At 64.5% G+C, this 23011-nt stretch carries 23 protein-coding genes; 13 read left to right on the forward strand and 10 right to left on the reverse strand.

The window, feature by feature from the left end; all coding sequences use genetic code 11:
* Positions 1 to 31: 31 nt before the first annotated feature.
* A complete protein-coding gene (locus J2X50_RS02665) occupies positions 32 to 1255 on the reverse strand; it encodes an alanine racemase (protein WP_429091202.1) in 1224 nt (407 codons plus the stop codon).
* Positions 1256 to 1428: 173 nt separating this feature from the next.
* Between J2X50_RS02665 and J2X50_RS02670 the strand changes: the two genes are divergently transcribed.
* Complete coding sequence (locus tag J2X50_RS02670) at positions 1429 to 2325, forward strand: DMT family transporter (RefSeq protein WP_429091204.1); 897 nt, start codon at positions 1429 to 1431, stop codon at positions 2323 to 2325.
* 444 nt (positions 2326 to 2769) lie between these two features.
* Here J2X50_RS02670 and metF read toward each other — a convergent pair whose 3' ends face one another.
* Together metF and J2X50_RS02680 are read right to left on the reverse strand one after the other, a co-directional pair.
* Positions 2770 to 3684, reverse strand: coding sequence for a methylenetetrahydrofolate reductase [NAD(P)H] (gene metF, locus J2X50_RS02675; RefSeq protein WP_429091206.1), 915 nt, complete (start codon positions 3682 to 3684; stop codon positions 2770 to 2772).
* Complete coding sequence (locus J2X50_RS02680; protein WP_429091208.1) at positions 3684 to 4691, reverse strand: ArsR/SmtB family transcription factor; 1008 nt, start codon at positions 4689 to 4691, stop codon at positions 3684 to 3686. The genes metF and J2X50_RS02680 overlap by 1 nt, the downstream gene beginning before the upstream one ends.
* A gap of 118 nt (positions 4692 to 4809) precedes the next feature.
* Here J2X50_RS02680 and tsaA point away from each other — a divergent pair, with 118 nt between their 5' ends.
* Together tsaA and J2X50_RS02690 are read left to right on the forward strand one after the other, a co-directional pair.
* Entirely contained in the window at positions 4810 to 5313 is a 504-nt protein-coding gene (gene tsaA, locus J2X50_RS02685; protein ID WP_429091836.1) for a tRNA (N6-threonylcarbamoyladenosine(37)-N6)-methyltransferase TrmO, read from the forward strand.
* Positions 5314 to 5315: 2 nt separating this feature from the next.
* Positions 5316 to 5630, forward strand: coding sequence for a DUF2293 domain-containing protein (locus J2X50_RS02690; protein WP_429091210.1), 315 nt, complete (start codon positions 5316 to 5318; stop codon positions 5628 to 5630).
* A gap of 50 nt (positions 5631 to 5680) precedes the next feature.
* Here J2X50_RS02690 and J2X50_RS02695 read toward each other — a convergent pair whose 3' ends face one another.
* On the reverse strand, positions 5681 to 6280 hold the full coding sequence (locus J2X50_RS02695) for a TetR/AcrR family transcriptional regulator (protein ID WP_429091212.1): 600 nt from the start codon (positions 6278 to 6280) through the stop codon (positions 5681 to 5683).
* Between the two features lie 91 nt (positions 6281 to 6371).
* Here J2X50_RS02695 and J2X50_RS02700 point away from each other — a divergent pair, with 91 nt between their 5' ends.
* Entirely contained in the window at positions 6372 to 7409 is a 1038-nt protein-coding gene (locus J2X50_RS02700) for a hypothetical protein (RefSeq protein ID WP_429091214.1), read from the forward strand.
* A gap of 196 nt (positions 7410 to 7605) precedes the next feature.
* On the opposite strand, the gene J2X50_RS02705 is transcribed toward J2X50_RS02700, so the two are convergent.
* Both J2X50_RS02705 and J2X50_RS02710 read right to left on the reverse strand, forming a co-directional pair.
* On the reverse strand, positions 7606 to 8223 hold the full coding sequence (locus J2X50_RS02705; protein WP_429091216.1) for an MOSC domain-containing protein: 618 nt from the start codon (positions 8221 to 8223) through the stop codon (positions 7606 to 7608).
* A gap of 94 nt (positions 8224 to 8317) precedes the next feature.
* The gene (locus tag J2X50_RS02710; protein ID WP_429091218.1) at positions 8318 to 9439 is read right to left on the reverse strand and encodes a beta-ketoacyl-ACP synthase III; all 1122 of its coding nucleotides are present in this window, start codon (positions 9437 to 9439) and stop codon (positions 8318 to 8320) included.
* 244 nt (positions 9440 to 9683) lie between these two features.
* Here J2X50_RS02710 and J2X50_RS02715 point away from each other — a divergent pair, with 244 nt between their 5' ends.
* Genes J2X50_RS02715 through J2X50_RS02735 form a run of 5 tightly spaced genes read left to right on the forward strand, consistent with a single transcriptional unit; the run spans position 9684 to position 13200 of the window.
* Positions 9684 to 10718 carry a hypothetical protein gene (locus J2X50_RS02715; protein WP_429091219.1) on the forward strand — a complete coding sequence of 345 codons (1035 nt, stop codon included), beginning with the start codon at positions 9684 to 9686 and terminating at the stop codon, positions 10716 to 10718.
* Positions 10711 to 10971 (forward strand): acyl carrier protein, encoded by a 261-nt coding sequence (locus J2X50_RS02720; protein WP_429091221.1) that lies wholly within the window; start codon positions 10711 to 10713, stop codon positions 10969 to 10971. Before J2X50_RS02715 ends, J2X50_RS02720 begins: the two co-directional genes overlap by 8 nt.
* Complete coding sequence (locus J2X50_RS02725) at positions 10964 to 11782, forward strand: hypothetical protein (protein WP_429091223.1); 819 nt, start codon at positions 10964 to 10966, stop codon at positions 11780 to 11782. The genes J2X50_RS02720 and J2X50_RS02725 overlap by 8 nt, the downstream gene beginning before the upstream one ends.
* Positions 11783 to 11793: 11 nt before the next feature.
* Complete coding sequence (locus tag J2X50_RS02730; RefSeq protein ID WP_429091225.1) at positions 11794 to 12597, forward strand: MT-A70 family methyltransferase; 804 nt, start codon at positions 11794 to 11796, stop codon at positions 12595 to 12597.
* A 3-nt stretch (positions 12598 to 12600) separates the two neighbouring features.
* Positions 12601 to 13200, forward strand: coding sequence for a BglII/BstYI family type II restriction endonuclease (locus J2X50_RS02735; RefSeq protein WP_347964993.1), 600 nt, complete (start codon positions 12601 to 12603; stop codon positions 13198 to 13200).
* A 28-nt stretch (positions 13201 to 13228) separates the two neighbouring features.
* On the opposite strand, the gene ettA is transcribed toward J2X50_RS02735, so the two are convergent.
* Together ettA and ampC are read right to left on the reverse strand one after the other, a co-directional pair.
* The gene (ettA, locus tag J2X50_RS02740; protein ID WP_429091227.1) at positions 13229 to 14878 is read right to left on the reverse strand and encodes an energy-dependent translational throttle protein EttA; all 1650 of its coding nucleotides are present in this window, start codon (positions 14876 to 14878) and stop codon (positions 13229 to 13231) included.
* Positions 14879 to 15045: 167 nt separating this feature from the next.
* Positions 15046 to 16218 (reverse strand): class C beta-lactamase, encoded by a 1173-nt coding sequence (gene ampC / locus J2X50_RS02745; protein ID WP_429091228.1) that lies wholly within the window; start codon positions 16216 to 16218, stop codon positions 15046 to 15048.
* A gap of 126 nt (positions 16219 to 16344) precedes the next feature.
* On the opposite strand from ampC, the gene J2X50_RS02750 reads away from it, so the two are divergent.
* Entirely contained in the window at positions 16345 to 17217 is an 873-nt protein-coding gene (locus tag J2X50_RS02750) for a LysR family transcriptional regulator (protein ID WP_429091230.1), read from the forward strand.
* Between the two features lie 35 nt (positions 17218 to 17252).
* Here J2X50_RS02750 and J2X50_RS02755 read toward each other — a convergent pair whose 3' ends face one another.
* Complete coding sequence (locus tag J2X50_RS02755; RefSeq protein ID WP_429091232.1) at positions 17253 to 18014, reverse strand: ABC transporter permease; 762 nt, start codon at positions 18012 to 18014, stop codon at positions 17253 to 17255.
* On the reverse strand, positions 18011 to 18937 hold the full coding sequence (locus tag J2X50_RS02760; RefSeq protein ID WP_429091234.1) for an ABC transporter ATP-binding protein: 927 nt from the start codon (positions 18935 to 18937) through the stop codon (positions 18011 to 18013). The genes J2X50_RS02755 and J2X50_RS02760 overlap by 4 nt, the downstream gene beginning before the upstream one ends.
* 200 nt (positions 18938 to 19137) lie before the next feature.
* Here J2X50_RS02760 and J2X50_RS02765 point away from each other — a divergent pair, with 200 nt between their 5' ends.
* The 3 genes from J2X50_RS02765 (at position 19138) to J2X50_RS02775 (ending at position 22980) form a co-directional block, all read left to right on the forward strand.
* The gene (locus J2X50_RS02765; RefSeq protein ID WP_429091235.1) at positions 19138 to 20070 is read left to right on the forward strand and encodes an alpha/beta fold hydrolase; all 933 of its coding nucleotides are present in this window, start codon (positions 19138 to 19140) and stop codon (positions 20068 to 20070) included.
* Positions 20071 to 20158: 88 nt separating this feature from the next.
* Positions 20159 to 21334, forward strand: a complete 1176-nt coding sequence (locus tag J2X50_RS02770; protein WP_429091237.1) for a CaiB/BaiF CoA transferase family protein — start codon at positions 20159 to 20161, stop codon at positions 21332 to 21334.
* Positions 21331 to 22980 (forward strand): thiamine pyrophosphate-binding protein, encoded by a 1650-nt coding sequence (locus J2X50_RS02775; protein WP_429091238.1) that lies wholly within the window; start codon positions 21331 to 21333, stop codon positions 22978 to 22980. The genes J2X50_RS02770 and J2X50_RS02775 overlap by 4 nt, the downstream gene beginning before the upstream one ends.
* Positions 22981 to 23011: the final 31 nt, after the last annotated feature.

A 23011-nucleotide genomic window follows, 5' to 3' on the forward strand; every position in this document is an offset into this window, starting at 1 on the left:
TCTACTTACTGCTCACTACTCGCTCCGTCCCTCACTCCGCCGCCATCGTCTCGAGGCTGGCAAACCCTTGCGGCGCCTCGCCCTCGTCGAACGGCGTGGTCACCTCCACGAAGGTGTCGGGGTAGAAGCCGTTGAAGCGCGTCCGCAGCGACAGCGAATAGGCGCCGATATGGCCGATCTCGATCCAGTCGCCGGTGTCGATGGTCTCGGGCAGCCAGAACGGCCGCGACAGGATGTCGACGGAATCGCAGGTCGCCCCGCACACCTTGAACGGCACGATGTTGCCGGCATCGCCATTGCGCGTGCGGATCGCAGGATCCGGGATGAAGCGCGCCGGCAGCGTGATCTTGCCGGTCCATGAATCCGACAGCGATGCCCAGATGCCGTCGTTGATGTAGAGCCGCCGCCCTTTGCGCAACAGCACGCGCACGATCAGCGACAGGCAGCGCGCCACGATCACGCGGCCAGGCTCCGCCACCAGCGGCATCTCGTCGAAGCCGTATTCCTTCAGGTCGGCGCGGAAGCGCGACATGATCTGCCCGATCGACGGCATGGCCGGCTTGCGGCTGTTCGGGTCGTGGCCGTATTCGGCCGGAAATCCGCCGCCGACGTCGAGGCCGGCGAGGTCGAAGCTCACCCGGTTGCGCACCCAGTCGACCGAAGCCAGCGCCCGCTCGTAGGTGTCGGGGTCCTCGATCTGGCTGCCGACGTGGAAGCACAGGCCGACCTTGTAGCCGTTGCGGTTCAGCCGCTCGGCCAGTTCGACCGCATTGGCCGGCCCCGCCCCGAATTTCTTCGACAGCTCGTAGGCCGCCGAGCCCTTGGTCTGCACCCGTACGAATACCGAGATCGCGCCCGGGTCGATGTCGAGCGCGCGCACGACGCGGTTCAGCTTGTTGATCTCGTCCTCGTGGTCGACCGAGATGACGCGGATGCCGTAGGTCTCGAGCGCCAGCCTGATGTCCGACTGCGCCTTGACCGGATGCATGTAGAGCATCTCGGCGTCCTTCGAGACCTCGCGCACCGCGGCGAACTCGCCCGGAGAGGCGACGTCGAAGGCCGTCACCCCGGCCTCGACCAGCGCCTTCAGCACGATCAGTTCGCCGTTGGTCTTCACCGCATAGGCGGTCTTGCCCGGAAACATCTCCATGAAGGCGCGGGCATCCGTCTTCAGCACTTCCGGCCGGAAGCAATAGACCGGGGCATCGGGGCGGAGAGCGAGGGCTGCCTCGCGTGCATTCTCGAATCGCTGCATGGAAGCTCCTCGTCTGCCGGCTGGAATCTAACCCAAGCGAACCGCGATGCAACCTGAGCAGATCTGGCCGAAGAGTTTGGCAGGAGCGTTGCGTCAGGCTGCTGGAATCGGGTGGCCCTACCGGTGAAATGCGCTTAGCGGTCGAATGTGACGAAGCGAAGAAGGGATTCGACATGAGTGCGCGCGACTGGGCAAGGCTGCTGCTGCTGGGAGCGATCTGGGGCGGGTCGTTCTTCTGCGTCGCCATCGCCGTCCCCGAGATCCCGCCGCTCAAACTGGTGATGTTCCGGGTGCTGATCGCCGGAACTGCCCTTCACCTCTTCCTGCTCCTGCGCGGCCCGTCCTTCCGGCTGGCCCTGCCCCACGCCGGCATCCTTTTTTTCCTGGCGCTGCTCAACAACGTCGTCCCGTTTTCGCTGATCAGCATCGGCCAGACCGAGATCGGCGCCGGCCTCGCCTCGGTCCTCAACGCCACCACCCCGTTCTGGACGCTGATCGTGGCCAACGCCTTCACCAGCGACGAGAAGCTCAACTGGAACAAGCTCGCCGGCACTGCGCTCGGCATCGCCGGCACCGCCGTCATGGTCGGTCCGGGCATCGTCGCCGGCCTCGGCGGACCGGTCTGGGCCAAGTTCGCGCTCGTCGGCGCGTCGCTTTCCTATGCGTTTGCGCTGATGGTCGCCCGCCGGCTGCGCGGCGTTCCTCCGGCGATCATCGCCACCGGCCAGATGACGGCATCCACCATCATCATGGTCCCCGTCGTGCTCGCGACCTACGGCACCACGAACCTGTTCTCGGCCAGCGCCAATGCCTGGCTCGCCACGCTGGCGCTTGCCCTGGTGGCCACCGCCTTCGCCTACATCCTGTTCTTCAAGCTGGTCGCCTCGGCCGGCGCCACCAACACCTCGCTGGTGACGCTGATCGTGCCGGCGAGCGCCATGCTGCTGTCGGTGACGTTCCTCGGCGAGCGGCTGGAGCTGTTCGAGATGGGCGGCATGGCGCTGATCGCTCTTGGGCTGGTCACCATCGACGGACGCCTGTTCAGGCGCCGCCAGGCGGCGGGGGCATGACCCCGATCAAGCACAATTCAAGATTGCTGCGGCGTCCCTTTTTGCGCGCCCGACGGGACGCACGTCACTGGTGTGGCTAATCGATTAGCCACAATTTCTCCACAACCGTAACCGCCGCATTTACCGAACAAATCCAAAGGCTAAGCGGAATAAATTTGTCGTTTTTCTCATAATCCTGTCGCAATGCAGCACATTTTTTTCTTGTGTGTGGCCGAAATGCCCCTAGATTCCGCCCTGTGGCTTGCAAAGAGGAGGCTATGCATGGGACTGACTAGGTCAATCAATGCACTCATGATTTGCGCGGCCTTTGCCTTCATTGCCGCGCTGATTGTTGGAGTTCTTCCATAAGGCCGCTCGACGGCGGAAGACGATGACACCTCCAAGGTGGAAGCTTCGAAAAGGCCGGGATCACCCTCCCGGCCTTTTTGATTCGGGGCCGCGCCCTCAGGCCGCGGCCGAGCCCTGCACCGCCGCCTGCGGCCGGATCCCGATCATGTGGCACACGGCGACCACCAGGTCGGCCCGGTTCATGGTGTAGAAGTGGAAGTCGTTGACGCCGCGCTCGACGAGGTCCAACACCTGCTCGACAGCCACAGCCGACGCCACCAGCGCATGCGTCTGCGGGTCCTTGTCCAGCCCCTCGAAGCGCTCGGCGATCCACTTCGGCACATGCGCGCCGCAGCGGGCCGAAAAGTTGGCCACTTGGGCGAAGCTGTGGACCGGCAGCACACCCGGCACGATCGGAATGTAGATGCCGGCCTTGCGGGCGCGCTCGACATAGCGCTCGTAGAGGTCGTTGTCGAAGAAGAACTGGGTGATCGCCCGCGTCGCGCCATTGTCGACCTTGCGCTTGAGCATGTCGAAATCGGTGGCGAAGTCGGGGCTCTCGGGGTGCTTTTCCGGATAGGCCGATACCGAGATGTCGAAGTCGCCCTGGGCCTTCAGCGCGCCGACGAGCTCGGCGCCGTTGGCATAGCCGCCAGGATGCGGCTGGTAGGCCGCGCCCACGCCCTCGGCCGGGTCGCCGCGCAGCGCCACGAAGCGGCTCACGCCCATCGCCGCGAACTCCGCGATCACCTGGTCCACCTGCTCGCGGGTGGCGTCCACGCAGGTCATATGCGCCGCCGGCGTCAGCGTCGTTTCCTCGAGGATGCGCTTGACGGTGCGGGCCGTGCGTTCGCGCGTCGTGCCGCCGGCGCCGTAGGTCACCGACACGAACTGCGGCCTGAGCGGCTCCAGCCGGGTCACCGTGTCCCACAGCCGCGCCTCCATGTCGTCGTTCTTGGGCGGGAAGAACTCGAAGGAAACGCGGATCTTGTTGCCGATGTCGGAGCGCCTGGAAAGATTGTACTGGTTCATCAGGCGGTTTCCCTCGCGGCTTGGATTTCAGGATTGGGGTCGGCGATCAACAGGCGCTTGTCGCGTGCAAGCCAGAGCTTCACCGTCAGGCTCGCCTTGGCCGAACTGCGCGGCTCGAACTCCTGCGTCTCCTCGAGCTCCAGGCCGGCCTCGGCAAGCCAGTCGGCGATCTGCCGGTCGGAGAAGCCGAGCCGCTGGTGCGCATGCTCGGAGCGCAAGAAGTCGAGCCCGTGCGGAGCGAAGTCGACGATCACCAGCCGCCCCGCGGGGCGCAGCAGGCGCGCCGCCTCCTGGATGGCGCGGGCCGGGTCGTCCAGATAGTGCAGCACCTGGTGGATGGTGACGAGGTCGAAGGCATCGCGCTCGACCGGCGGCGAGAAGATGTCGCCCTGGCGCACCTGTGCGTTGGCGATGCCGGCCTTGTCGAGATTGGCGCGGGCGACGGTCAGCATCTCGCGCGACATGTCGATGCCGACGCCGCGGCGGTAGAGCGGCGAAAAGATCTCGAGCAGGCGCCCGGTGCCGGTGCCGAGGTCGAGCATCGACTGGAACGGTCGCTTGCCGACGAGCTTGAGCAGGGCCGCCTCGACCGCGCGGTCCGGCGCGTGCAGCGAACGGATCTCGTCCCAGCTCGCCGCATTGGCGCTGAAATAGTGGGCCGCCCGCTCCTGCCGCCGGCGCTTGACGTCGTCGAGCCGCTCCAGGTCGCGCGTCACCTGGCCATCGCCCCTGTCGATGCCGGAGACCAGCCCCTGCACGAAACCTCGCTCCTGATCCGCATCCGAAAGCCGGAAGAACGCCCAGGAACCCTCCTGGTAGCGGTCGATCAGCCCTGCCTCGAGCAGGAGCTTGAGGTGACGCGATACGCGCGGCTGCGACTGGCCGAGGATCTCGGTAAGATCGGACACCGTCAGGTCGCCGCGGGAAAGCAGCGTCAGGATGCGCAGGCGGCTGGATTCGGCTGCCGCCTTCAAGGTATCTACCATCGTATCGAGCGTCACGTGCATCGGCTTATCTCTTGCCAAAAGACATAAACATATCTTTATGTGACGCAGAGAATGATTGCAACGCCCAATGTCGCATGCGGGCAAGAAAATGGCGCGGCCGTGGGAGGTCATCATGCAGATGTTCGAGCAGCGCGAGGGCGAGGTTGCACTTGCGGGCGATCCGGCCTCCGAGGCGAACGATGCCCGCCTGGCCTTCATCGGCCGCATCCGCTCGCCATGGAAGCGTCGTGAGGACTGCCCCAAGAACATGGATGCGGCGCGCGAGAAGGGCGGCGGCGCGACGGTGATGGTCGAGGTGCCCTATCGCGCCGGCCTCGCCGGTCTCGGCGGCTTCAGCCATGTCGTGGTCCTCAGCTGGTTTGCGCAGGCGCCGCGGAATCTGATTGTCCAGAAACCGCGCCATGCCACTGAAGCCAAAGGCGTTTTTGCCCTTCGTTCGCCAGCGCGGCCGAACCCGGTCGGCCTGCATGTCGCGGCGATCGTCGCGCTCGACGTCGAGGCCGGCACAATCGAGCTCGACGCCATCGATGCGCTCGACGGCACGCCTGTCATCGACCTGAAGCCCTATTTCGCCTCGGTCGACGCCTTCCCCGACGCCACGCGCCCGACCAAGGAAGCCTGAGCATGGCGGCCCCCACCGGCCGCCGGCGCGCCGTGGCCAAGGCGCTGACCGCACTGCTGCCACTCGCGCCCTACGCCGACACCGAGGTCATCCGCGCCGATTCGCTCGCAGTCCACATGAAGACGCTGCCGCCGTCGATCGCCGTGTGGCTTGCCACCGTCGCCCATGTCCGCCACGCCCATACCGACTACGAGAAGCTGCTGTCGGAAGGCTACGACCGCGATTCCGCCCGCTTCTTCGTCATCGACCAGGTCAACGCCACCCTCACCCGCTGGCGCGCCACCCGGCTGCTCGATGCCGGCGACGAGGATGTGTAGGCGCTACCGGAAGCGCCGCCTATCTTCGGCCAGATCGATCGCGTGAGCACCTATCGGGCCCCTTGGCGCCCCGTCAGCCAGTCGATGGTCTTTCTCAGTTCGGTGGCCTGCACGCTCGGATCGCAATCTGCGTCGCCGATCGCCAGGAAACTCGCATCGAACAGCCGCTGTATCCAGCGGGCCGTCCGGTCCGGACCGAACGCCAGCCGGCGCCCGTCGGCGGCCATCCGCTCCAGCAGGCGGGTCAAGGCGGCCCTCAACCTGGCTTCGTCGCCGGCGAGCAGGCGGCCGAACTCCTCGTCGCGATAGGCCTGCAGCACCGCGGCCGCCATCAGGCCGGGCGCCAGCGGGTCCGCCAAGCTGACCACGAGGTGATCCACCAGCAGCTCAAGGCCTGCCTCCGCCCGAACTGCGGTCACCGCTTCCTCGTAGATTGCGGCACTGCGCTCGAAATCGTCGCTGAACACGGCGTGGAAGATGTCGCGCTTGGTCGGGAAGTAATGGAACAGCGTGCCCGAACCGATTCCGGCACGCCTGCAGATCGCCGCGGTCGAGGTGCCGTCCACGCCGTTGGCGGCGAACTCCCCGGCAGCGGCAGCGACGATGTTTGCCCGCCTCAGGGCATGTTTTTCGGGGTCGACGGTTCGCATTGGGTCCAGATGTATCCATTGACAGCCCAAGGCGCCATGGCCATTAATAGAGCAATCACTCTATTAATGGCAAGCGGCCATGGAGCTTCCGATGCCCGATCCCACCAGCCCGCCGCGGATGCAGCGCCTGCCGGCGGTCGTCGGCCTGTTCTTTCTGTCTCCGATCTGCGCCGAATATTTGATCGGCTACGCCGAGAGCATCGGCAACCCCCTGGAGATGCTCGCGGGTCTGCTTGTCCTCGGGCCACTATATGGAGCCGTCGCGGTACTCATCCGGGAATTCGCGCGGCGGGCCGGGCGGGGCTGGCCGTCGATCCTGCTGCTCGGCGGCGCCTTCGGGCTGGTCCAGGCGGGGCTGATCGACCAGAGCCTGTTCAATCCCGAATATGGCGGCGAGGTCGATATTCCCTACTGGGACGCCGAACGGCGGCCTACGCTTGTTCAAAGCCTCGGGGTAAGCGCCAACCATGTGCTGGACTTCGTCGGCGGGCACATCATCTGGAGCTTCGCCGCGCCGATCGCCGTGGTCGAATCCTGCGTGCCCGGGCTTGCCCGCCGCCCCTGGCTCGGCAAGCCTGGCATGGCCGTGATGGTGGCCCTCTACCTGATCGCGGCCGCCCTCGTCTTCAACGACCATCTCGAGACCGAGCAGTTCACGGCGACGCCAACGCAACTGGCGGCCACGGCGGCGATCGCTTTGCTGCTTGCCGTCGCCGCCTTCGCGATCCCCCGGCGCTCCAGCCTCGCGGCCGGATGGGTGCCGCACCCCTCGTTCATCGGCTTGCTCGCGTTGGCAGCCCTGACCGTGCAAACGCTATCGGCACCGACCTGGTCCGGGATCGCCCTGTCGGCAGCGGCGCTGCTCCTCGCCGGGGCGCTCCTGCTCCATTTTTCCGGCCGCGCTGCCTGGACGCAAAGGCACGTGCTGGCGGCGGCTGGCGCTGCCCTCGTGGTCAATGCCGCCTTCTCCTTTGTCGTCGCCCCCCTCGGCAATCCGTCCTATGCGATGAAATACATCTCCAACGCCGCCATCATGCTCGGCGTCCTGTCGCTGCTCGCATGGGCCTTCATGCGGCTGTGCCGGGCGGAATCCGCCGCGGACCGCGTCGACGCCGGGGGAAAATCCTAGCCGGCTTCCGAGGCTTCCGGCAGGCAGACGCGCCGAAAGGTGGGCGGCCTGCATATCGCCTTCGATCTGACCCATTGCCTGCTCGCACTTGCCAACGCCCCCTCCAACGAACAACCACAATACCTGTACGTCGAGAACGGCCAACTGCGCGAGGGAAGCGAAGCTGCCCCTCTCCGGCTGGAAACCGGGGCTTGAGCTACGCCCGGTAGATCCACTGCTCCGGCACGCGCACGGTGACCTCCTCGCCGGCGCTGATCACGCCCGGCTTCTCCACCCAGGCGACCAACCCGCGCAGGCGGCGCGACACTTTCGGGAACAGCAGCGAACCTGCGTCCTGGTCAGCCATGCGCGCATGCTCGGCAACCGAGCGTCCGGAGAGCCGGCAGGGCGCGTTCTGGCCGTCGACCTTGACGGTCACGCCGCCCTTGAAGAACAGCATCGTGCCCGCCGGAAGCATCGACAGCATCGGAACGCCGTCGAGCAGGAGATTGGCCCCGATCCACTCCGGCCGGACCTCGGCGAGCCCCATGCGCTCGGCGATCATGGCCAATTCGTCGGGCGCGACGATCGACAATTGCCGCTCGTTGCGCATCTTGGTGCCGCGCGGATACCAGGGCTCGCGCCCGCCCGAGCGGCGCGTGTGGCCGGCGTGGTAGTCGCCTTCGATGCCCTCGAAGCTCAGCGGCAGCGTCCCCACCGCCCGGGTGACGAAATGGTCGAGCGGTGCCGTATAGACGCCGGCGACGCGCGCGGCGAGCTTCCTGCCCGGCAGGATTTCGGGTTCGCCTTCGCGGTGCATCGTCGGATCGAGCATCTTTCGCCTCTCGGTTTCGGACCGCAGCCTTGGCCCGCATCGCCCGGAAAATCCAGACAAAAAGCCTGATCTTTCCCATCACAGGCTTTGATCGCTACATCATCCTGACCAGCGCGCCGCCGATCGAATAGCCGGCGCCGAAGGCGCAGATCAGCCCGTGGTCGCCCGCCTTCATGTCCTGGTGGTTTTCCTTGAGCGCGACGATGGCGCCGGCGGCGGCCGTATTGCCCAGCCGTTCGAGCACCATGGGCGCGGTGTCGTGGCCGGCCTCGTGACCCAGCGCCAGCTTCAGGATCATCGCGTTCATGCGCGCGTTCGCCTGGTGCAGCCAGAAGCGGCGCACGTCCGACGGCGTCATGCCGTGGTCGGCCAGGAAGGCGGTGATGAAACGGTGCGCCGCGTGCGTCACCTCCTTGAACACCTTGTTGCCGACCTGCTTGATCATGTTGCCCTCCATCTCGACGACGGAGGTGCTTTCCTGCCCTGCCCTCAAAAGGAAGCCGAAATTGGTGCGGATGTTGTTGGAGAACTGCGTCCAGTTGCGCGTGTCGAGGATCTCGAAGCGGCCCGGCCGCGTCTCCTTTGGCCCGAGCGCCTCGACCACCAGCGCCACCGAGGCGTCACCGAAGATGAAATGCGTCTGGCGGTCGCGGAAATTGAGATGGCCTGTGATGATCTCGGGCGTGACGATCAGCACGCGCTTCTGTCCGCCCGCGCGCACCAGATTGTTGGCGACATGCAGGGCCGCCGCCGCCGAGGAGCAGCCGAGATTCATGTCGAAGGCCGCACCCTCGATGCCGAGTTCCTTCTGGATCTCGATCGAGATCGCCGGATAGGGCCGCTGCTGGTGCGAGGCCGCGCAGATCACCATATCGATGTCGGCACCGGTCAGCCCCGCATGGTCGAGCGCCTTGCGCGCCGATGCGGCCCCGAACTCCGCTTCCACCGAAAGTGCGTCGTCGGCGCGCGCCGGAATGCGCGGCGCCATGCGCTCCGGATCGAGGATGCCGTCGAGCGTATGCACATGGCGCTGCTTCACGCCCGAGGCATAGACGATGAAGTCGCTGTCGGACTTGGCCAGCGGCTCCTGGCCGGTCGCCGCGCGCTTCAGATTCTCGGTTTCGACCCAGGCGTTGAAGCTAGCGACCAATTCGTCGTTGCTGATAGAGGCCTCGGGGATTTCGACGCCGATGCCGCTGATGATGACGCGATGCATGAAATACTGTCCGTCCAATTCTCGTGCGGTCACTGGAATACCGCCTGCACAATCCTACTGACGTCTAGCGCATGGCCTGCAATTTCGGAATCGGTTTCGCATTGCCATCATCGTCAGCCTTCCCGCGTTTGAATACCAACTTTTCGCTGAATTCGTGAAAGCTGATGCACGAAATACGCGAACAAGCTTGAGCCATAAAGTTGAATCCGCTACGTGGGGTGAGTTACATGCCCGGCAGTAGCCAATGCTTAAAATTCATCACGACCCTGACCGAGCTGATGCATATAGAGCAATGCAGCCGTTTCGTTTCGACGAACAGCTAAGATGCATCTGTGTTTTCGACAAAGACCTCATCGCGGAAATATTCCGCTCTGATCGTTTCAAGGTCATCGCTTTTGCCGACCATTACCGCCAGATAGCGGACCGCACCAAGATCGATTTCGATGCGAGCATCGCAGCACTGCACCATGTGCCGCTGGCCAACGAAGGCGACCATCACCGCCATCTCCGCGGACAGGTCGCGTCGGTCATAGGCGCAGATTCGCGCGGCAAGCTGAGTGCCATCGAAGGCTTCATCGCGGCGCTGACAGTGGCAACCTTCACCGGCGGACGCGAAGTCGATCTGGTGCACGACGTGGCCATGCCGATCTTCGACAGATTGTTCTCGCTCTGGTTCGGCCTGGAGCAATCTGAGCTCGTCGAGCACATGAACGTCTCGCAAGTCTTCGACATGACGATGAGCCTCAACCGCCGCAAGGGCGTGAATGACCAGGTTGCAGCCATGACCTGCGCTTTTGCCGGGCAGCAGGCCCGGCTGCCGACGACGCCGGAGATCGCCGTCGCCATGAACATCCTCGGCAACGACGCCCTCATCGGCTCGATCGCGCTGTCATTGTGGCACACACTGTCGCGCAACCCCGGCAAGCGCCTGGATGAAATCGCCTACCCCGACGATCTGCCCTCGACGGGCGTCCCCTTCATCGAGAGGGTAGCCACCGAGGACCTGGAAATCGGCGGCCTCGCCGTGCGCAAGGGGCAGCGCGTCCGGCTGATGATCGACGCGACCGCCTATCACGTCTCCGAAGATGAGGCCGATCTGCTGTTCGGCAAGGGCCGCCACCTCTGCCTGGGAAAGCCGGCGACCCTCGCCATATGGCGCAGCCTGGTCAAGGCACTGGCGACCAATGTACGGCATTTCGCCATCGGTGAGATCAAGATGAGGACGGGGGACTATGCCTTCAGCTTCCCCGAATATGCGCGAGTGAGCATCCATGACTGAAGAAATTCGCCGGGCCTGCGTCGAGATGTTCCGCGACATCGCCGGCCTGAACAGCTCGAGCCACGGCGCCGGCACCTCGGACGCGCAGATACTGTCCGATCCGATAGATTCCTTCGACGTCGACAGCCTCACCGTCATGGAATACGTCATGGGCCTGGAAGAGCGCTTCGGTGTCCTGCTCGACGAAGAAGCCGTCAACGGCTGCGCCAATGTCGGCGAGCTCGCGGCGCTCATTTCGGCCGCGCGTGTTTAGGTTCCGCAGGCGAACCGCCTCCGAGGTCGCGGCCGAGGCGGCCTCCCCCGGCCTTGGGTCGAAGCTGCCGCGCGGCATATCGAAGAATCTCGTCCGCTTCGGCCTGATGAGCCCGGCCGAACCGCCGCTGACGCGCTTCTCGCGAACCGAAATCGCAGCCAACGTCAATCTCTACTCGGCCGGGCGCGGCGCCCCCAATCTGGTCGTCGGCTTCACCACCAAGCATGGCTTCATCATGATGGGCGCGTCGCTGTTCCTCCAGGATCTGGACGATGCCGGGCACGATTTCCTGCAGCTTGCCGATCCCCGGCGCGAATTCTTCGACGGCGGCATCGAGGGGTTTGCCCCGTCGCTGCATGACCTGGCATTGCGCGTCGGCGACCTGGCCCGCCGGCGCGGCTATCGGTCGATCATGACCTACGGCACCAGCATGGGCGGATTTCCCGCCATACGAGCCGGCAACCTCATGGCCGCCGACCGGGCGATCAGCGTCGGCGGCAGGTTTACCTGGCATCCCGGATCGATGGCGAAGGGCCTGCGGGTCGGCGCGTTTGACGCGCTGTGCAACTGTCGCTCGCCGCTGCAGACGCCCAGCTATCTCCTCTACAGTACGGGCTGCCGGGAAGACGCCGACCACGCGGCCATGCTCGCCGCGATCGCCCCCGCAAGCCGCAGGATCGGCGTGCCCTGCCGCAAGCATAACTTCCCGATCGCCCTCAAGGACAGGGGAAGGTTAGGCGACTTTCACGCCGAGATGTTCGATCTCGCCCGCGAGCCCGACCCGGCCCGCCTTGCCGCATTGATGGGCTGAGCGGCGGCCACTTGCCTCAGGCACTCGTCGCGCCTCGCCAACAAGCTGCAGATGGCAGCAATGTCCACGGGGAAATCGATCGCCTCACAGGACTTCCCAACAAGAATCAGCCATTGTTGACATATGAAGTTTGTTCTGTTTTTGTTCGTACCCAAGTGCGGGGAACTGCTATGAATGCCGAAGCCTTGGAGCCGACAATCGATCTTGTCCGGCGTACTGCCGGGAAGAAGTTTCATACGGTTTTGGCAGACCCGCCCTGGAGATTCATCAACAGAACGGGCAAGGTTGCGCCCGAGCATCGACGGCTGTCTCGCTATGAGACTATGAGCACTGATGCGATCTGCGCACTCCCTGTTGCCGACCTTACCTATCAGCCAGCTCACCTTTACCTTTGGGTTCCTAACGCCCTACTGCCCGATGGATTGCGAGTGATGACTTCATGGGGATTCGAGTACAAAGCAAATATTGTATGGCATAAAATTCGTAAGGACGGAGGCTCGGACGGACGGGGCGTTGGCTTCTACTTCCGCAATGTGACAGAGCTGTTGTTATTTGGCGTCCGCGGAAAGAATGCTCGAACCGAAGCTCCCGCTCGCAGTCAGGTAAATTATATGTCGTCGCGTAAACGCGAGCATTCTCGCAAGCCAGATGAGCAATATGATCTTATTGAAAGCTGCTCAAAGGGCCCCTACCTGGAAATGTTTGCGCGGGGAACAAGACCCGGATGGACGTACTGGGGCAATCAAGCCGACGAAAGCTACAAGCCTACCTGGAAGACATATGCATATAATTCTACTGTTGAGCCCGCGGAGTAATGATTGAACAAGATTGATCTAATCCCCGGCTGGGATTGCTATGATTGGAGAAATGCAAAAACCATTTTGGAGCACGGCCACACCGCCGAGTGGTTGGAAATACTGCAGGTGCTCAGTGATTTTCGACTACGTCACAGTGACTTGGCTACCCCCGGTGGTAGAAAGAGCCCAATCTCCGGTGCGATCGATTCCGCACTATACGCGATGGGTTGGCGCGAACGAAAATTTGAAACAGCCTTCCTAGTAGACGGCACGAGAAGTGATTCTCCAACCCACAAGGTTGACTGCTTCAAGGGAAAAGTTGCGCTCGAAGTTGAATGGAATAATAAAGACCCCTTTTACGACCGAGATCTAAACAACTTTCGACTATTGTACGACCTGCGAGTAGCAGACCTAGGGATTGTAGTCACCCGAGCCACATCCCTGATGGACTTATTACAGCGAGATGGATTTCAGCTGGGGCGCAATACGGCAGGAACCGGCTCTTCTACAACGCACTTCGACAAGCTCGGACCCCGAATAGTTGGTGGCGGCGCGGGTGGCTGCCCCGTGCTCGTTTTTGCCATGACCCCCGATTTGTACGAGGATGATCGGCCAGCGTAAGAGCCGGCCGATCAGATAAGTTTCCGCATCAGCGCGTCAGGCGCTTGTGGGTCATGCGGTGCGGGGTGGTCGCCTCCGCGCCGAGACGGCGGACCTTGTCCTTCTCGTATTCCTCGAAGTTGCCTTCGAACCACTCGACATGGGCGTCGCCCTCATAGGCGAGCATGTGGGTGGCCATGCGATCGAGGAACATGCGATCGTGGCTGATGATGACGGCGCAGCCGGCATAGGCTTCGAGCGCGTCCTCGAGCGCGCCCAGCGTCTCGGTGTCGAGATCGTTGGTCGGTTCGTCGAGGAGCAGCACGTTGCCGCCGTTCTTCAGCATCTTGGCGAGGTGGACGCGGTTACGCTGGCCACCCGAGAGGTTGCCGACCTTCTGCTGCTGGTCGCCGCCGCGGAAGTTGAACGACGAGCAATAGGCGCGGCTGTTGACCTCGTGCTTGCCGAGCTTGATGACTTCGGCGCCGCCGGAGATCTCTTCCCAGACCGTCTTGTTCGGGTCGAGCGCGTCGCGGCTCTGGTCGACATAGCCGAGCTTGACGGTCTCGCCGACGTGGATCGAGCCTGAATCGGGCTTGTCCTGGCCGGTGATCATCTTGAACAGCGTGGTCTTGCCCGCGCCGTTCGGGCCGATGACGCCGACGATGCCGCCGGGGGGCAGCTTGAAGGTCAGGTCTTCGATCAGCAGCTCGTCGCCATAGCCCTTGTTCAGGCCTTCGACCTCGATGACGCGGTTGCCGAGGCGCTCGATCGACGGAATGACGATCTGCGTGTCGGTCGGCTTGCGGTTCTGCGACTGCTCGACCAGTTCCTCATAGGCCTTGATACGCGCCTTCGACTTGGTCTGGCGTGCCTTGGGCGAGGAGGCGATCCACTCGCGCTCGCGCCAGATCGCCTTCTGGCGGGCGTCGTCCTCGCGGCCTTCCTGGATCAGGCGCTTGGCCTTGGCGTCCAGGTACTTGGTGTAGTTGCCCTCGTATGGGATGCCGCGGCCGCGGTCGAGTTCGAGGATCCAGCCGGTGACGTTGTCGAGGAAGTAGCGGTCGTGGGTGATGATCAGCACCGAGCCCGGATAGTCGCGCAGGTGCTTTTCCAGCCAGCCGGTGGTCTCGGCGTCGAGGTGGTTGGTCGGCTCGTCGAGCAGCAGAAGGTCGGGCTGTTCGAGCAGCAGGCGGCACAGCGCCACGCGGCGGCGCTCGCCGCCCGAAAGGTTGGTGACCTCGGAGTCGCCGGGCGGGCAGCCCAGCGCGTCCATCGCCATCTCGACCTGCTGTTCCAGGTCCCACAGGTTCAGGCGGTCCATCTCGTCCTGCAGACGCGCGCCCTCGTCGGCGGTCTCGTCCGAGTAGTTCATCATCAGCTCGTTGTAGCGCTCGATGATGGCCGTCTTCTTGGCGACGCCGTCCATGACGTTCTCGAATACCGTCTTCTTCGGGTCGAGCTGCGGCTCCTGCGCCAGGTAGCCGACGGTAGCCCCCTCGGCGAGCCAGGCCTCGCCCGACCATTCCTTGTCGAGGCCGGCCATGATCTTCAGCACGGTCGACTTACCGGCGCCGTTCGGGCCGAGGATGCCGATCTTGGCGTCCGGGTAGAACGACAGGTTGAGGTTATCCAGCACCTTCTTGGTGCCGTAGGACTTGGTCAGTCCCGACATGTGATAGATGAACTGGCGTGCCACGCGCGCGTATCCTGCTGCTCAGTTGGTGGAGAGTTGGCCGCTATGTAGGCGATCCAGCCCGAAACGGCAAATGCTTTCGGGCAGCGCGCGCCGCCGCACGGCAAAAGCAGCGCCCGCCTCGCGCCGGCAAGGCGCGTGGCGAGCCCTCTTCCTTCCGGGTGAAGCCGTCAGTCGGCCTGCCCGTCCAGCGCCTGCAGGATCCGGTGCGCGGCCTTCACCCTTTCCGGGTTCGGATAATTCCTGTTTGCCAGCATGACGATGCCGATGTCCCTTGAGGGGACGAAGGCGACATAGGCGCCGAAACCGTTGGTCGAGCCGGTCTTGTTGACCAGCACGTCGCCCCGCATCGGCTGCGGCGGCGCAAGCTTGGTCACCTTGTTGGGTTCGAGCGCCATTTGCGTCGAGTTGCCGGCAAGCAGCCGCTCCAGGCTGGTCGGATAGGCATACATCTCCCACCCAAGCCCCTGCGTCGTGTCGCCCACCTTGTAGTAGCCGGCTTGCGTCGCCGCGATCGCGCGCTGCAGCGCCTCGTCCAGCCCTGAGCCATTGATGTTCGCCTCGACGAAGCGGATCATGTCGGCCGCGCTCGTCTTCACGCCGTAGCCTTCCGAGGCCAGCAAGCCCTGCGACACTCGAATGGGCTTGCCGGACTTCGAAGTACCGAAGGCGTAGTCGCCCATCCGCTGCTTGGGCACGTTGATGTAGGTGTTCTGCAGGCCGAGCATCGGGAACAGCTTCTGCTCCATCAGGTCGTCGAAAGGCTCGCCCATGCTCTTTGCCGCCAGATAGCCGAACAGCCCGATGCTCGGGTTCGAATAGACCCGGGTGCTGCCCGGGGCGTAGTCCGGGCGCCAGCCCCTGTAATAGTCGACCATCGTCTCGCCGGAGACGCCGTCCGGAAACTGCAGCGGCAGCCCGCCCGCCGTATAGGTGGCGAGGTCGAGCAGGCTGATCTGGTCGAAACTGCTGCCGGCAAGCCCCGGCAGGTATCTGCTCGCCCGGTCGCCAAGCGAAAGCTTTCCTTGCGCCTGCGCATAGGCACCGAGCGTCGCGGTAAACGTCTTGCTGACCGAACCGATCTCGAAGATCGTGTTCTCGGAGACCTTCTGTCCACCCTCTTTCGAGGCGACGCCGTAGTTGAAGAAGTGCTTCTTCCCCCGGACCGTGACCGCAACAGCCATTCCCGGCACGTCGTTTTGTTCCAGCACCGGCCGGATCGCCTCATCGACGACGCGCCGGAGCTTGGCCGGGTCGGCATCGTCCGCCGCTTGCGCCGAAGCGCCGAGCAGCAAGCTTCCGGCCAGCAGAATCCCGAGCGTGGGAAGGGAAACATTCTTCATGACTGATACTCGCATTTGCATTTGTCCGCCGCCTCCCCAGGCCGATACGCGGGAACCTGCCCCTCGCCAAATGATCAATTCTCTGCTCAGACATGAGAAAAACTTGGCCTCGGAGAATTGCTTCGCATGGAAGTTTCGCAATTGCCCCTCAACGCCCTGCGCGCCTTCGAGGCCTCTGCCCGGCTCGGCGGCTTCACCCGCGCAGGCCTCGAATTGCGGGTAACGCAGACGGCGATAAGCCATCAGGTCAAGGCGCTCGAGGAGACGCTGGGCGCGACGCTGTTCAAGCGCCTGCCGCGCGGGCTGGCCCTGACCGACGAGGGCCACGCCTTGCTGCCTGTGCTCACCGACGCGTTCCGCCGCATGAGCGCCACCCTCAGTCAGTTCGAGGAAGGCAATTTTCGCGAGATCCTGACGGTGGGTGTCGTCGGGACCTTCGCCATCGGCTGGCTCCTGCCTCGGCTGACATCCTTCAAGCAGCAGCACCCGCATGTCGACCTGCGGCTGAAGACCAACAACAACCGCGCCGACATGCTCCTCGATGGCCTGGATTTCTTCATCCGCTTCGGCGACGGCGCATGGCACGGCACCGAAGCATCCCATCTGATGGACGCCCCGCTTTCCCCCGTCTGCTCGCCATCGATCGCCGCGCGGCTCGCAGTCCCTGCGGACCTCGCCAATGAGGAGTTGCTGCGCTCCTACCGCAGGGACGAGTGGACGCTTTGGTTCGGCGCCGCCGGCCTCGAGCCGCCCGCCCTGCGCGGCGGGATGTTCGATTCGTCGCTTTCGCTGGTCGAGGCCGCCGCCCAGGGCGCCGGCGTTGTCCTCGTACCAGTTGCCATGTTCACCCGGAAAATCCAGCAAGGCCGCGTCGTCCAGCCGTTCAGCACGGCCGTCTCGACCGGCAGCTATTGGCTGACGCATCTCAAGTCGCGGCCGGAAACGCCGTCCATGAAGGCGTTCCGGAAATGGCTGCAGGCCGAAGTCGGCGCGAATTGATCGCACGCCGCCCGAAATATGCCCTGCCGCCTCGGTCAGACCTTGATCCGCCAGCCCGTCCGGAAGATCCACCACACCGCGGTCAGGCACGCGGCAAGGAACACCAGCGTCATGCCGAGGCTGATGCCGACATTGACGTCCGACATGCCGAAGAAGCTCCAGCGGAAGCCGCTGACCAGATAGACCACCGGATTGAACAGCGACACCGCCCGCCAGAACGGCGGTAGCATGTCGATGGAATAGAAGCTGCCGCCCAGGAAGGTGAGCGGGGTCACGATCAGGAGCGGCACGAACTGCAACTGCTCGAAGCTGCCGGCCCAGATGCCGATGATGAAGCCGAACAGGCTGAAGGTAACCGCCGTCAGCACCAGGAAGACCAACATCCAGAAAGGGTGCGCAATGCTGAGCGGCACGAACAGCGAGGCGGTCGCCAGGATGATGAGCCCGAGGATGACCGACTTCGATGCCGCTGCCCCGACATAGGCGATGACGATCTCGATGTAGGACACTGGCGCCGAGAGCAGTTCGTAGATCGTGCCGACGAATTTCGGGAAATAGATGCCGAACGAGGCGTTGGAGATGCTCTGGGTGAGCAGCGACAGCATGATCAGCCCCGGCACGATGAAGGCGCCGTAGCTGATGCCGTTGATCTCGCTGATGCGCGAGCCGATGGCCGCGCCGAAGACGACGAAATAGAGCGAGGTCGAGATGACAGGCGAGACGATGCTCTGCAGCAGCGTGCGCCAGGTGCGCGCCATCTCGAACAGGTAGATCGCCCGGATCGCGTAATAATTCATCGCCGTTCCCTCACCAGATTGACGAAGATCTCTTCGAGCGAGCTCTGCTTGGTCTGCAGGTCGTTGAAGCGGATGCCGTTGTCGTTGAGATCCTTGAGCAGGGTCGTGATCCCGGTGCGCTCGCCCTGCGTGTCATAGGTGTAGACGATCTCGTGGCCGCCCTCGGCCAGTTCCAGCCCATGGCTGGCGAGCGCTGCCGGCAGGGTGTCGATCTGGCTCTGCAGTTGCAGCGTCAGCTGCTTGCGGCCCAGCTTGCGCATCAGTTCGGCCTTTTCCTCCACCAGGATGATCTCGCCCTTGGAGATCACCCCCACCCGGTCGGCCATCTGCTGTGCCTCCTCGATGTAATGGGTGGTGAGGATGATGGTGACACCGGTCTCGCGCAGCGAGCGGACCACCTCCCACATGTCGCGCCTGAGCTCGACATCGACGCCGGCGGTCGGCTCGTCGAGGAACAGGATCTGCGGTTCGTGCGACAGCGCCTTGGCGATCATCACGCGCCGCTTCATGCCGCCCGACAGTGTGATGATCTTGTTGTCCTTCTTGTCCCACAGCGACAGGTCCCTGAGGATCTTTTCGATGTGGGCAGGGTTCGCCGGCTTGCCGAACAGGCCGCGGCTGAAACTGACCGTCGCCCATACCGTTTCGAAGGCGTCCGTGGTCAGTTCCTGCGGCACCAGCCCGATGCGCGAGCGCGCCACGCGATAGTCCTTGATGATGTCGTGGCCGTCGGCCAGCACCCGTCCCTCGGACGGATTGACGATGCCGCAGATGATGCTGATCAGCGTCGTCTTGCCGGCGCCGTTCGGCCCCAAAAGCGCGAAGATCTCGCCGCGGCCTATATCGAGATTGACGTTCCTCAGCGCCGTGAAGCCCGACGCATAGGTCTTGGAAAGATTGGAGACGGAAATAATCGGCTGCATGGCGGTCACTTGCGGTTCGGAGGATGCAAGACGCGGACGGCGGGGACGGACCGGCCTGGAAGGTAAGCGAAATATATGGGCTGACTCCGGACCTGCAAGGCCACCCTCGACGGCTCCTGACATTGTCGCCGTGCGGCGCGCCCGGCATGAGCTTGACGATTGCGGTGTTGTCCCTCAACAGTCCCGCCAGGGGAACAAGAATGCCGTTCGACAGTCGCATCGCGCTTGCCTCGCCGACCGGGGCGCAGCTCAATCTTTACATGCGCCGCGCCGAGGCGCCTGCCCGCGCCGTGGTGCAGGTCAACCACGGGCTTGCGGAGCATGCCGCGCGTTATGCCCGCTTCGCCGATTTCCTCGCCGCGCGCGGCTTTCACGTCTACGCCCACGACCATCGCGGCCATGGCGCGACCCGCGCGCCGGATGCCCCGACCGGGCGCTTCGCCACCAAGGGCGGCGTCGACCTCGTGCTGGCGGACGTGCTCGCCGTGCACGACCGCATCGCCGCCGATCATCCCGGCTTGCCGGTAGCGATCTTCGGCCATTCGATGGGCGGGCTGATTACGCTCAATTTCGTGCTGCGCCATTCCGGCCGCATCGCCGCCGCCGCCGTCTGGAACGCCAACTTCTCCGCCGGCGTGCTCGGCCGCCTGGCCCAGGCGATCCTTGCCATCGAGCGCTTCCGGCTCGGCTCCGACGTCCCCTCCCGCATCCTGCCGAAACTCACCTTCGGCGACTGGGCGAAGAAGATCGCAGGCCGCCGCACCGACTTCGACTGGCTGTCGCGCGATCCTGCCGAGGTCGACGCCTATGTCGCCGACCCGCTCTGCGGCTGGGACGCCTCGGTGTCGATGTGGGCAGACGTCTTCGAGCTGATCTTTACGGGGGCCGACGACCGCAACTTCGCATCCGTGCGCAAGGACCTGCCCTTCGACCTCGTCGGCGGCGCCCACGACCCGGCGACCGATGGCGGCAAGGCCGTAGAAGTGCTCGCCCGGCGCATGCGCCGGATGGGCTTTTCGAATCTCGTTTCAAGGATTTACCCCGAGACCCGCCACGAAAGCCTCAACGAGGTGAACCGCGACGTGGTCATGCAGGACTTTGCCGCCTGGCTGGATGGCGCGTTGCCCACATGAACGGCACGACTGGCCCATTGCAACGTGGTGGCGGGACATAAGGACTCCTGATAGAGCGTGGCCCGACTGAAATGAACTGTGGTGCCTTATGAGCAATCCGCCCCTTAGCGGCGTCCGTGTCATCGAACTCGCCCGCATTCTCGCCGGCCCCTGGGCCGGCCAGTTGCTCGCCGACCTCGGCGCCGACGTCATCAAGGTGGAAAATCCCGACGGCGGCGACGACACGCGCAAATGGGGCCCGCCCTTCGTCACCGGCCACGACGGCGGGAACCTGTCGGCCGCCTACTACCACTCCTGCAACCGCGGCAAGCGCTCCATCGCACTCGACTTCGCCACGCCCGAGGGTGCCGAGGTGGTGCGCAAGCTGGTCGCCGGCGCCGACGTGCTGATCGAGAACTTCAAGCTCGGAGGCCTGAAGAAATACGGCCTCGACTATGAGAGCCTGAAAAAGATCAACCCCAGGCTGGTCTACTGCTCGATCACCGGCTTCGGCCAGTCCGGCCCCTATGCACCACGCGCGGGCTACGATTTCATCGTCCAGGGCATGTCGGGCCTGATGTCGATCACCGGCCCCGCCGGCGGCGAGCCGCAGAAGGTCGGCGTCGCCGTCACCGACATCTTCACCGGCCTCTATTCGGTCATCGCCATCCAGGCGGCACTGCGCCACGCCGAGGCCACCGGAGAGGGCCAGCACATCGACATGGCCCTGTTCGACGCCCAGATGTCGGTGCTCGCCAACCAGAACCTCAACTATCTGGTTTCGGGCAATGCGCCGGTGCAGATGGGCAACGCCCACCCCAACATCGCGCCCTACGAGGTGCTGCCGGTCAAGGACGGTCACTTCATCCTCGCCGTCGGCAATGACGGCCAGTTCCAGAAGTTCTGCGCCGTCGTCGGCCTCGAGAACATCGCCACCGACCCGCTGTTCGCCACCAACTCGGCCCGCGTCGCCAACCGCGTCGCGCTGCGCGAGAAGATGGTCGCCGCCCTTTCTGGCTTCGGGCGCGAGGCGCTGCTCGGCTTGCTCGAAAAGGCCGGCGTGCCGGCAAGTCCGATCAACAATATCGGCCAGGCATTCGCCGACCCGCAGGCGATTGCCCGCGGCATGCGCATGGACCTCGACGACGGCCACGGCAACAAGCTGCCTTCCGTGCGCGCGCCCATGGTCATGTCCGAGACGCCGCTTTGCTACAACCGCCCCTCGCCACGGCTCGGCGAGCACACCGCGGAAATCCTTGCCGAACTGGAGAAGACCGAAAAATGAAGACCGGCGGAAAGCTGATCGTCGAGGCCCTCGAAGCCAATGGCGTCGACCGGATGTATTGCGTGCCGGGCGAATCCTACCTGGCGGTGCTCGACGCGCTGCACGATTCCAGGATCCGCAGCATCGTCTGCCGCCAGGAGGGTGGCGCAGCGATGATGGCCGATTGCCACGGTCGCCTCACCGGCAAGCCGGGCATCTGCTTCGTCACCCGCGGCCCCGGCGCCACCAACGCCTCGGCCGGCGTCCACATCGCCATGCAGGATTCGATCCCGATGATCCTGTTCATCGGCCAGGTCGCGAGCCACGCCAAGGAGCGCGAGGCCTTCCAGGAGGTCAACTACCGCCGCTTCTTCGGCGACATCGCCAAGTGGGTGGTCGAGATCGACGACGCCGCGCGCATCCCCGAACTGGTCACGCGCGCCTTCTCCGTCGCCACCTCCGGCCGTCCCGGCCCCGTCGTCATCTCGCTGCCCGAGGACATGCTGACCAGCGAGGTCGAGGCGCCCGTCGCGCTGCCGGCCACGCCCGTCGAGACGCACCCGGGCGAACAGGAGCTGGCGAAGCTCGAAGCCTTGCTCAACGGCGCCAGGAACCCCTTCGTCATCCTGGGCGGCACACGCTGGAACGCCGAGGCGGTCGAGCGCATGAAGAATATCTCCGAGGCCTGGTCCCTGCCGGTCGGCGTCTCCTTCCGCCGCCAGATGCTGTTCGACCACCTGCACGACAACTACGCCGGCGACGTCGGCATCGGCGTCAACCCGAAGATCGCCAAGGCGATCAAGGACGCCGACGTCGTGCTCCTCGTCGGCGGCCGTTTCGGCGAGATGCCGTCGTCCGACTACACGCTCATCAAGAGCCCCTACCCGGACCAGAAGCTGGTCCACGTCCATGCCGACGCCGACGAGCTCGGCCGCGTCTACCGCCCGACGATCGCCATCAACGCCTCGCCCGCGGCCTTCGTCGAGGCCTTCGCCAGGCGCAAGCCCGCCGCCAAGCCGGCATGGGCCGAGGCCACCAAGGCGCTGCACGCCGCCTATCTCGAATGGTCGACGCCGCCGCTCACCGGTCCGGGCGCGGTGCAGATGGGCCCGATCATGAACTGGCTGGAGAAAGTCCTGCCCGAGGACGCCATCCTCACCAACGGCGCCGGCAACTACGCCACCTGGGTACACCGCTTCCATCGCTTTCGCCGGTTCGCAACGCAGGGCGCGCCGACCTCCGGCTCGATGGGCTACGGCACGCCGGCCGCGGTCGCCGCCAAGGGCCTGTTCCCGGAGCGCGAGGTCATCGCCTTTGCCGGCGACGGCTGCTTCATGATGAACGGCCAGGAATTCGCCACCGCCGTGCAATACGGCCTGCCGATCATCGTGATCGTCGTCAACAACGGCATCTACGGCACCATCCGCATGCACCAGGAGCGCGAGTATCCCGGCCGCGTCGAGGCGACCGAGCTCAAGAACCCGGATTTCGCAGCCCTTGCCCGGGCCTATGGCGGCCATGGCGAGACGGTGCGCGAGACCGACGAGTTCGCCGCCGCCTTCGAACGCGCGCGCTCGAGCGGCAAGCCGTCGATCATCGAGATCAAGCTTGATCCCGAGGCCATCACGCCGATGCGCACCCTGACCGACATCCGGGAGAAGCGCTGATCCTTCCTTTGCGGAAACCGGGAACCGTGGC

It is taken from the genome of Aminobacter sp. BE322, assembly GCF_050433525.1.
GTDB lineage: Bacteria > Pseudomonadota > Alphaproteobacteria > Rhizobiales > Rhizobiaceae > Aminobacter.

What these genes read in the sequence shown, in the direction of transcription:
- J2X50_RS02665 (WP_429091202.1), bottom strand. Translation starts at nt 1,255, where the DNA reads ATGCAGCGATTCGAGAATGCACGCGAGGCAGCCCTCGCTCTCCGCCCC.
- J2X50_RS02670 (WP_429091204.1), top strand. Translation starts at nt 1,429, where the DNA reads ATGAGTGCGCGCGACTGGGCAAGGCTGCTGCTGCTGGGAGCGATCTGG.
- metF (WP_429091206.1), bottom strand. Translation starts at nt 3,684, where the DNA reads ATGAACCAGTACAATCTTTCCAGGCGCTCCGACATCGGCAACAAGATC.
- J2X50_RS02680 (WP_429091208.1), bottom strand. Translation starts at nt 4,691, where the DNA reads ATGCACGTGACGCTCGATACGATGGTAGATACCTTGAAGGCGGCAGCC.
- tsaA (WP_429091836.1), top strand. Translation starts at nt 4,810, where the DNA reads ATGTTCGAGCAGCGCGAGGGCGAGGTTGCACTTGCGGGCGATCCGGCC.
- J2X50_RS02690 (WP_429091210.1), top strand. Translation starts at nt 5,316, where the DNA reads ATGGCGGCCCCCACCGGCCGCCGGCGCGCCGTGGCCAAGGCGCTGACC.
- J2X50_RS02695 (WP_429091212.1), bottom strand. Translation starts at nt 6,280, where the DNA reads ATGCGAACCGTCGACCCCGAAAAACATGCCCTGAGGCGGGCAAACATC.
- J2X50_RS02700 (WP_429091214.1), top strand. Translation starts at nt 6,372, where the DNA reads ATGCCCGATCCCACCAGCCCGCCGCGGATGCAGCGCCTGCCGGCGGTC.
- J2X50_RS02705 (WP_429091216.1), bottom strand. Translation starts at nt 8,223, where the DNA reads ATGCTCGATCCGACGATGCACCGCGAAGGCGAACCCGAAATCCTGCCG.
- J2X50_RS02710 (WP_429091218.1), bottom strand. Translation starts at nt 9,439, where the DNA reads ATGCATCGCGTCATCATCAGCGGCATCGGCGTCGAAATCCCCGAGGCC.
- J2X50_RS02715 (WP_429091219.1), top strand. Translation starts at nt 9,684, where the DNA reads ATGCTTAAAATTCATCACGACCCTGACCGAGCTGATGCATATAGAGCA.
- J2X50_RS02720 (WP_429091221.1), top strand. Translation starts at nt 10,711, where the DNA reads ATGACTGAAGAAATTCGCCGGGCCTGCGTCGAGATGTTCCGCGACATC.
- ampC (WP_429091228.1), bottom strand. Translation starts at nt 16,218, where the DNA reads ATGAAGAATGTTTCCCTTCCCACGCTCGGGATTCTGCTGGCCGGAAGC.
- J2X50_RS02750 (WP_429091230.1), top strand. Translation starts at nt 16,345, where the DNA reads ATGGAAGTTTCGCAATTGCCCCTCAACGCCCTGCGCGCCTTCGAGGCC.
- J2X50_RS02755 (WP_429091232.1), bottom strand. Translation starts at nt 18,014, where the DNA reads ATGAATTATTACGCGATCCGGGCGATCTACCTGTTCGAGATGGCGCGC.
- J2X50_RS02760 (WP_429091234.1), bottom strand. Translation starts at nt 18,937, where the DNA reads ATGCAGCCGATTATTTCCGTCTCCAATCTTTCCAAGACCTATGCGTCG.
- J2X50_RS02765 (WP_429091235.1), top strand. Translation starts at nt 19,138, where the DNA reads ATGCCGTTCGACAGTCGCATCGCGCTTGCCTCGCCGACCGGGGCGCAG.
- J2X50_RS02770 (WP_429091237.1), top strand. Translation starts at nt 20,159, where the DNA reads ATGAGCAATCCGCCCCTTAGCGGCGTCCGTGTCATCGAACTCGCCCGC.
- J2X50_RS02775 (WP_429091238.1), top strand. Translation starts at nt 21,331, where the DNA reads ATGAAGACCGGCGGAAAGCTGATCGTCGAGGCCCTCGAAGCCAATGGC.